6 protein-coding genes and 1 pseudogene are annotated in these 9,137 nt (G+C 49.8%); 3 read left to right on the top strand and 4 right to left on the bottom strand.

Annotated features, from left to right (window positions below; translation table 11 throughout):
- Positions 1–8 precede the first annotated feature (8 nt).
- Positions 9–698 carry an SIMPL domain-containing protein gene (locus tag ALO_RS04385; protein WP_004093237.1) on the bottom strand — a complete coding sequence of 230 codons (690 nt, stop codon included), beginning with the start codon at positions 696–698 and terminating at the stop codon, positions 9–11.
- 455 nt (positions 699–1,153) lie between these two features.
- On the opposite strand from ALO_RS04385, the gene rsgA reads away from it, so the two are divergent.
- Positions 1,154–2,233, top strand: coding sequence for a ribosome small subunit-dependent GTPase A (gene rsgA, locus ALO_RS04380; protein WP_004093236.1), 1,080 nt, complete (start codon positions 1,154–1,156; stop codon positions 2,231–2,233).
- 260 nt (positions 2,234–2,493) lie between these two features.
- On the opposite strand, the gene dcuC is transcribed toward rsgA, so the two are convergent.
- Together dcuC and ALO_RS04370 are read right to left on the bottom strand one after the other, a co-directional pair.
- Positions 2,494–3,873: a C4-dicarboxylate transporter DcuC gene (gene dcuC / locus ALO_RS04375; RefSeq protein WP_004093235.1), complete on the bottom strand. Its 1,380-nt coding sequence runs from the start codon at positions 3,871–3,873 to the stop codon at positions 2,494–2,496.
- A gap of 97 nt (positions 3,874–3,970) precedes the next feature.
- Positions 3,971–5,134: a glutamate carboxypeptidase gene (locus tag ALO_RS04370; protein WP_004093234.1), complete on the bottom strand. Its 1,164-nt coding sequence runs from the start codon at positions 5,132–5,134 to the stop codon at positions 3,971–3,973.
- Between the two features lie 137 nt (positions 5,135–5,271).
- Here ALO_RS04370 and ALO_RS04365 point away from each other — a divergent pair, with 137 nt between their 5' ends.
- Entirely contained in the window at positions 5,272–6,144 is an 873-nt protein-coding gene (locus ALO_RS04365) for a LysR family transcriptional regulator (protein WP_004093233.1), read from the top strand.
- 407 nt (positions 6,145–6,551) lie between these two features.
- Entirely contained in the window at positions 6,552–8,003 is a 1,452-nt protein-coding gene (locus ALO_RS04360; RefSeq protein ID WP_004093231.1) for a catalase, read from the top strand.
- Positions 8,004–8,161: 158 nt separating this feature from the next.
- On the opposite strand, the pseudogene ALO_RS23430 reads toward ALO_RS04360, so the two are convergent.
- Positions 8,162–9,137 (bottom strand): annotated as a pseudogene (locus tag ALO_RS23430) (collagen-like triple helix repeat-containing protein); the annotation flags it as partial.

Genomic DNA, 9,137 nt, shown 5'->3' with positions numbered 1-9,137 from the left:
TTCGCCAGTTATTCCAGTTCCACTGTCATCTGCACATTGGCGCTGACGGTTACCTTGCCGGCGGGAATAACAGGACCCGCCGCATCTTCGGCCTTGGCCGCCCTGCTCTCCAGCATCAGCGGACGGTAGTAGACGCCTGACTCATTGACCTGGGTGACATTGCTGACGCGCTTATTCAGTGCGCTGGCAATCACCTTGGCTTTGCGCAGGGCGTCCGCCATGGCTTCTTTTAATGCCGCATCCTTGGCGTCATTTTCATTGGCGGCTTCAAACCGGATGGAGCCAATTTCATTAGCACCGGCGGCCGTCGCTTCACTTACCAGCAGCCCTGTTTTTTCAATCGGACTTGTAATCTCCAGGCTGTTGGTGATGTTATAGCCCTTCAATTTCGGCAGCCGGTCTTTTTCATAGCTGTAAACCGGCTCAACATGATATGTAGCAGTTTTAATCTGGGCGTCGGTCAGACCCAGCGCCTTCAGTTTCGCCAATAATTGATTGCTGTTTTTGGTGTTTTCCCGTTTGGCAGCTTCCAGATCGGTGTTCACCGTCTTGATCGTGAGGGTCAACCGGGCAATATCAGGATTTATTTCCTGCTGACTGCTGCCGCTTACCTGAACCAGCGACTTCGCGGCTTCGGCGGCAAAAGCAGGGACCGTCAAAAGACAGCTTAAAGTCAGCACGATCAATATTTTTTTCATCAATATGGCCTCCCTGTTAATATATTCCATGCCTCTGTTACACAACTCATTAGTGTCATTTCCTGTTTCAATTATAACTCAATTATAGCTATTGAGTTTGACAAAAGTTTGTTCTAATTGTGAACGGTTTGTGAAATCAGCGCCACTCATCCCTGCAGGTTTTCTTGACAGCTAAAAAGAAATCTGCTATTTTTAAAATAGTAATAAAGGAGTGTCTGTATGGAGATTGTTCTGTAAGAAACACGAATTGCACAGGAGCTGAAAAGGCGATGTGATGTCGCTTTATTTGCTGTGCCATCAGGGTTTCATACAGAACTATGGCTGACAGACTGGATACGCAGCTCTGCTGGGGCATAGTTTTGAGGCTATGCCCTTTTCGTTTGCCGCAATTCGTGTTTCACCTTGTCTCTCAAAAGAACCTATAAACTAAACTTTAAATGACGAGGTGTAATACATTGAACCAGCTAATCCGCTACGGCGCAACCAAGCACCGGTTTACCGAGGCGATGCTCTATCCCGGCCTGCATCTGGCAAGAGTGGTTTCGCAATATAAAGGCCGATATAAAATCGTTACAGAAGAGGGGGAATGCCTTGCCGAGGTTTCCGGCAAGTTCCGTTATGAGACAACCGGGCTGTCCCAGTATCCTGCAGTAGGCGATTTTGTCATGACAGACCGCACCGGTGGCAGCTCCGGCAACGCGGTGATCTATCAGGTGCTCACGCGCAATAGTGTTTTTGAACGCAAGGCGGTGGGCGGCGGGCAGCAAACGCAGGTGATTGCCGCCAACATTGACACCGTATTTATTTGTATGTCGCTCAATAGCGACTACAACCTGAGCCGGTTGGAGCGCTACCTTGCAGTGGCTTGGAACAGCGGTGCTGCTCCCGTGGTCGTGCTGACCAAGGCTGACTTATGCTCTGATTTACAGAGTGTAATTGCTGAAATAGAGTCAGTGACGCCTGGCACCAATGTGATCATTACCTCCAGCTGTGATCCATCCTCCAGCGAAAAGCTGCTGCCCTATTTACAGCCAGGCCTGACAGCATCTTTTACCGGGTCGTCCGGCGTGGGGAAATCCACGCTCATCAACCGGCTTGCCGGAGAAGAGCTGCTCCGTACCTCAGTCATCCGTCAGGATGACAAAGGGCGGCATACCACCACTCGCCGGGAACTCCTGGTCCTGCCCCAGGGCGGCATCGTCATTGATACTCCTGGTATGCGGGAATTAGGCGTAGAAAGCGTCGACCTGGCCCAATCCTTTTCCGACATCGATGATTTATCTTCCCACTGCCGTTTCCGGGACTGCACCCACACCACAGAACCCGGCTGTGCGCTGTTAAAGGCTCTGAAAACAGGAACACTGGATGCCAGGCGGCTGGAAAGCTATCGGAAGTTAAAACGGGAAGCGCGTTATGACGGCCTTTCCTCCAGACAGATTGAAAGTGAAAAACTAAACGCCATGTTCGAAGACATGGGCGGAATGAAAAAAGCAAGAAAATTCATCCGCCAAAATAACAAACGCAGAAGAGAATGATCGCATCAAACCTTCTTTAAAGACGAAACCGGCGCAGGTCGATCCATCGGCTCTGCGCCGGTTTCCTATGCGATGCAGGAAAGAAGAAGGTTGCATCTTGCTGAAAATTACGGAACAGGATCTGCATAAGGAATCTCCCACAAACATCTAAACTGAATGTAGCTGTATAACAGACTCTTCCGCATCAAAATAAAGAATGGAAGGATTGGTACACGCTTTCGCCGATCCTTCCATCCTTTGACGCTAACCGGTCTCCCCTGTTAAAACATAATGTAGGTCATAATCTGAACAACAATCAGGCCCACCGCCAGCGGAGCAGCCGTCCGTTTGACAACCTCAAACGGCGAAACCCCGGCAACGCCTGCTACGGCTACGACAACTGCTGCAATTGGGGATACCGCTCTTGTGACGCTGGCGGTAAGCTGCATGGGCAGCAGAATATTCACCGCCTCTGCTCCCACCTTTTTCGCTACGTCAGGTGCAAAGGCAGAGAATGCAAAGAACGGCGCATTACCGGACCCCATGATCAAGGATGTAATCATAATAATCACACTCATGACCAAAATCATGCCATCCTTGCCGAATCCTGCCGTCTGGGCATAATTGATCAAAGTGTCAATGGCGCCTACCGACTGCAGCCCCTTGGCAAAAGTCTCTCCGGCAATAATTAATGTAACCACAGTGGCAAATTGAACACCCATGCCATCAAAGAAGGTTTGCATGCTCGAAAAGATTTTTCTCAAATCCAGGGAACGCACATATTCAACGACCATAGCAACAAATATGCCAATGAATAAGGCTACGTTAATATCCATTTTAATGCCTTTGAATTTGAAATAGCCAAACAGCAATACCATTATCAGCGGTACGGCGGGCAGGATGGCATAATACCAGGGCGGCAGCGTTTCGCCTGCTGCCTTGGCAGCCACATTCTCATCCCGTTCAGCCGCCGGCGGCGGCAGTTGGTCTTCCTGTTTGCGCGCAAAGTGCCTGGCAACAAAATAATGGGTTGCAGTCATGGCTAATGAAATCACAATGGCCTGCGGCAGTTGATAGTTGACAAAATAGTCCACGGGAGTCATTCCGGCGTACTTTGCCGCAAGGATCGAATTCCCCGAAGCCGGACCGAGGTCCAGACAGCCATTGGTGGCAATCACAGCGGTGGCCGTCGTTCTGTCCACCCCTAACGATATGTATATTGGAAACATGGTAACCATAAGCAGCAGTCCAAAGCCTGATGCGCTCGGGATAAACGGGTGCAATACCTGGCCGATGAGAAAACCGCCGCAAAGCACCATATAAGGTGACTTCAGCAGCTTTAAAGGCTTAACGGCGACATGAACCAGGGCTTTGCTGGCGCCTATTTTATCCATATATTTAGCGAAGCCGGCACAGACCATAATCATTAACCCTAACTCCGCCGTACGTTTGGATGCCAGGTCATCCACAAATTTAAACAGGTCAAACCAGGCAAAGCCTGTACTGGCCTTCGCCGGTAAAATAGGACCAAAATCGAAAATAACAGCAACGGCCATCATCACAAAGCCGCCACAGATCAGTACGGCCTGAGCCTTATATCTGTTTACAATCAAATATCCGCATATTGCTACCACAGCACCGGCAATCAGCAGTCCGAACATCTTTATCAGCCCTCCCTTATAATCTGAACGAATAACCATCCTGTATCCATCTGTAAAACCCCATCCCCCCCCCTTTACTCCAGACGCAGTCCAAACGTTAGATGGCTGCCTCGCCGCCTAATGCTGTGATAAGCCGGACTAAAAGATAGAGGCGTGGCGCCAAAGAATCCAGCCGGGCTTTTTCATCGGCCGTATGATTAGGTCCGCCTTTAACAGGGCCCAGACTGTCCAGCACGATAGCGCCTGCCGCCGCGGCCAGATTGGCGTCCGCCCCTCCGCCGGCGCCGCTTTGCGACAGTGACCGGCCAAGCTCGGCATATATTTTTTTAGCCTTATCGATGAGCTGCTGCGTTCCTTCGTTAGGAAAAAATGGCGGCCTGCCCCGCCTTAATTCCACGGCTGTTCTTGTACCCGCCACAGTGGCTGAGGCGGCCAAGGCTTGCGCTTCACGCTCGATGCGGTCCAGTTCCTCTGCGTATACTGCTCTTACATCCGCCCAGGCTTCGGCATAGTCGGGAACAACATTGAGCCGGTCACCGGCCGCCATTTTGGTGAAAGTGACTGTGGTTTCCTTATCACGGTTGGCCAGCATGGAGATCCGGTTAATTTGATGGCTCAATTCCAGCAGAGCATTGCAGCCTTTATCCGGATCGCTGCCGGAATGTGACGCCTTGCCCGCAACGGTTACCTTTAGCTTGGCCACACCCTTTCGCCAGGCGATAACACCGTCATTTGCCTGGCCAGGCTCCAGGCAGAGCACATAATCGTGCCGCTTTGCCAGCTCCATGATCAGGTCCCGCGAATCAGGCGATGAGATTTCTTCATCGCAATTAAAGCAGCAGGTGACATGCCGGTAGGATGAGTTGTTCATTTTCTTCAGAATATGCATAGTGTATAATGCAAGAACGACACCGCCCTTGCAGTCCGATACGCCCGGCCCATAAGCATATTCCGCATCAGTGCGGAAAGGCCGGGCCGCAGCAGTGCCCACGGGAAAAACGGTATCCATATGCGCTAACAATAAAATGGATTTTGTACCTGTACCCGCAGCACGGGCCGTTACGTTACACTTGCCGTCCGCCGCGGCAACCGGGTGATACGTTATCTCCATCCCCTGCCGCGCACAAAACTCTCCCACGATTTCCGCCACTTGCCTCAGACCCGGACTGTAATCCGATCCCGAGTCAATATTAACGAGTTTTTCCCACAGACGCATAAATTCAGGCCGTATTTGCTCACATTGTTCCAGTATCCCTTGCATGGTCCGACATCCTTTCTGAATCGGTTTTATTGCTCTGGCCATTCACAAATTCAGTGTAGTATAATTAATTCAGAATATAAAATATTGATATTTTATCTGTCTCCAATAAAAAAAACTTATCGGCGGGAGGAATCGCGGTGGATGATAAAGACTGGATGATGCTTACAATCATCAAGGAAGAACGAAATCTTACAAAGTCAGCCCAGCGCCTTTTCCTGTCCCAGCCGGCACTGACCTATCGCCTGCAAAGCCTGGAACAGGAATTTGGCGTAAGAATTCTTAACCGCTATCCTAACGGGGTTTCATTTACGATGCAGGGCGAGTATATTTTGCAGTGCGCCGAAGAATTACTGCAAAAAATCAAACACACCAGGGAATGTGTCCAGGCTATGGAAGATCATATTGAAGGCCCGTTACGGCTGGGCATCAGCAGTGTTTTTGCCAAGTTCAAGATGGCGCCAATCCTGAAAGAATATAAACAGCGCTTTCCCAATGTTCAGCTTAGCCTGAAAACCGGCTCCAGCACTTCACAACTGCCGGATATGCTGCAGAACCGGGAAGTGGATATTGCCATTCTGCGGGGAGATTTTAACTGGCCGGAAAAAAAGCACACCCTTTTGGAAGAGCCCTTTTGCGTTGTTTCCGCTAAACCGCTTGAACTGGACGACCTGCCTTCTCTCCCCTGGATTCAGTACGAAACGGCAGCCATTACGAAAACAGATTATGACTATTGCACATGGTGGCAGGAATATTTCTGCGCTCCCCCTCCTCCGGTTACGAAAGTCGACTCCATAGAAGCCTGTATCCAACTCGTAACCCATGGCATTGGCTGGACCATTTTGCCCAAAATACATGTCGGAAATAACCGGGCACTCTTTACCCGCCCGGTTATTTGGTCTAACGGCCGGCCGATGCTGAAAAAAACGGTTATGGCCTATCGGAATGAGACGCTGAACCGGCCGGCGGCTAAAGTATTTGTGGACTATATCTTACATGAGTGCTTTGACTAGCTCTGCTGAACATGATAAAAACGATCTTGGCCAATCGGTTATCAAGAGATTCTGGATACGTGCCCGGCAGAAACGGCAAAATAATATTGGAATCTTAAATCCAAAAGAGGAACTGAACAATTCAGTTCCTCTTTGCTTTACTTTTTTTCTCTACATCTGATGTTTGGGAATTTGAAACCAAAGGCCTGGCTGCTGGCGGCAAATCAGCGCAAGCTTATCCCCTGCGGGATAGCGCCGATATAACCGGCCCGGCCAGCAGGGCGAGGAATCGCCCGTGGTTATGTGTCCCTGGTTTCTCTAACTCTTGCAAGCCATCATTTTTTATCCTGCCTTTCATACCTTCTGAAATAATGTTAGATTGAATATAATCAATCGTAACATAAATCATGATTGGGAGGTGAAAGAACATGGTCAAACGATATCTGACCAGCAATCAAGGGACACCGGTCGGTGATGATCAGCATTCTTTAACCGTAGGTGAGCGGGGGCCAATCCTTCTCACGGATACCGTTTATCTTGAGAAGATCGCCCAATTCGACCGGGAGAGAATTCCGGAAAGGGCTTTTCATGCCAAAGGCGCCGGCGCCTATGGCTATTTTGTTCCCTACCGCTCATTCGCTTCTTTGACCAAGGCAGGCTTCCTCCAGGACCCCGAAAAGGCGACACCGGTTTTCACCAGATTTTCGCTGGCCGGAGGGTCGTCGGGTGGCGCTGACACCGTGCGTGATGTCCGCGGCTTTGCCGTGAAATTCTATACGGAAGAAGGCAATTATGATCTTATCTGCAACCATATTCCGGTATTCCCGCTAAGAGATCCGCTGCAGTTTCCCGACTTCGTTCATGCCGTTAAGCCGGACCCGATCGCCAATATCCGGGGCGGGCCGATAGCGGCCAGCCGTTTCTGGGATTTCGTGTCGTTAAGGCCTGAGTCCATGAACTTTCTTATCTATCTATTCTCAGACCTTGGAACCGTCAGGAGTTATAGGACCATTCCAGGCTTCGGAATCAACACATACAAATGGGTCAATTTACGCGGAGAGGAAACGTATATCAGGTATTACTGGGAACCTTGCGCCGGTGTGGAATACATAGACAGCAAGACGGCGGCGCACCTTGCGGGCACCGACCCTGACGTGGCGAGCCGGGATTTGTTCGATACTCTTGCCGCCGGGAATTCCGTCGAATTTGAGATGCGGGTACAAACAATAAAACCTGAGCTTGAATGTGAGCAGCCGTTTGACATCCTGGACCCTACCCTCATTTGGCCGGAGCATATGTATCCTTTGATTCCGGTAGGCAGGATGGTGTTAAATAAAAATCCCGAGAATTTTTTTGCCGAAGTCGAACAGTCGGCTTTTTCGCCGGCGGCTATTGTTCCGGGAATCGGTTTTTCCAATGACCGGATATTGCAGGGTCGAATCTTTCCCTATGGCGATACCCAGAGATACCGTATCGGACCCAATTATCTGGAGCTCCCGGTAAACATGCCGAGACATCCGGTGGACAACAAAATGCAGGACGGACCTATGAGAAGCGGATATAGTACAGATATCGCCAACTACCTGCCGAATACCTTAAGCGGCGGAATGCCCGCGGAGGCGCCTGAGAAAGGAAATCCTCCTCAAGAATATATTTCAGGCTGTGTGGGCCGGCAGGAAATAGCAGGCGACGACTATTACCAGCCCGGGTGCACATATCGCAATATGTCGGGTCCGGAGAAGAACCGTTTGGTGTCCAACATCATGGAAAGCCTGAGTCAGGCTTATGAGCCGATTCAAAGAAGAATGATTGACCATTTTATGCGGACCGATCAGGAATTTGGCTGTAGAATCGCCCAGAAACTGAGTTTGATTCCATAACGAATTATATCGGTTTGAACGAAACAATAGAAACATATTTATGACGGGGAGGTGAAAAATGTTAAAAGAGCAGACACATACAGGGAAAAAATACATCGGGCCAAGCTGGCCCGATGTATTTTTTTAAATATCCTGAAGCATACCCTTCAATATCGTTTCTAGCGTTGATCGCTAATGGACGCATCGCTGTTATTCGCAGCCAAATCAGTCAATGGATCGTAAGGTGGACCTGTTATTGTTCCAACTAGCAGCGCAATATCAACCGCATTTTCCGGACTGCCCCATGAGTTGCCCGAAAGGACAAAGATCGCCCGGTCAATAACAAATCCACGGGTATTATAAACTACATTGTAAATGATATGGCCTGTTGAATTTGGATTTAAATAAGCCGGTTGCCTGAGAAAATAAAAAATGTTATTTTGCACTATTAAATCTACTACATTGGATTGGGTTAAAAATCCACGGTTAACCACCCAGTCTGTTGACGGTCCTGCTTGGGGCGGTCCAAAAATAACATTGTTGGATAATTTATGATCCGTCCCGGCAAATTGAATAAACTCAACCGCATACGGATTATTACTGGTAATTGTTAATCCATCAAGGGTTACGCCGCTGCCGGTAACCAAAAAAGGAATAACAGCAGCCTGCAATTCGATCAGTGTACTAGGGTAGCCCTGTAATGTCACTCCTGCTTTATTAATCACGATTTGTGAAGTAATCGGATACGTTCCGCCTAGTATATGAACGGTCCCTGTGGGGGATACAGCGGTTACACCTTGTTGTATCGTTCCAAATGGACTAGCCTGTGTTCCATTTCCGCCAGTTGCCCCTGCCTGCACATATACGTCAAATGGACTGGGTTCAACCGTACCTGTCGGACCGGTGGCGCCAGTATCACCAGTAGCGCCAGTGGCTCCGGTAGCTCCCGTATTACCTGTTGAACCTCCTGGTGGACCAGCCTCACCTATTGGACCAGTAGCTCCCGTAGACCCGGTGTTGCCGGTAGCTCCAGTTTCACCGGTAGCTCCCGTAGAACCGGTATTACCCGTTGAACTTCCTGGTGGACCAGCTTCACCTGTTGGACCAGTAACTCCGGCAGCCCCAGTGGCTCCGGCAGCTCCCGTTACACCGGTC

The organism is Acetonema longum DSM 6540, assembly GCF_000219125.1.
Lineage (GTDB): Bacteria > Bacillota > Negativicutes > Sporomusales > Acetonemataceae > Acetonema > Acetonema longum.
This window is presented reverse-complemented; position numbering and strand designations above follow the sequence as displayed.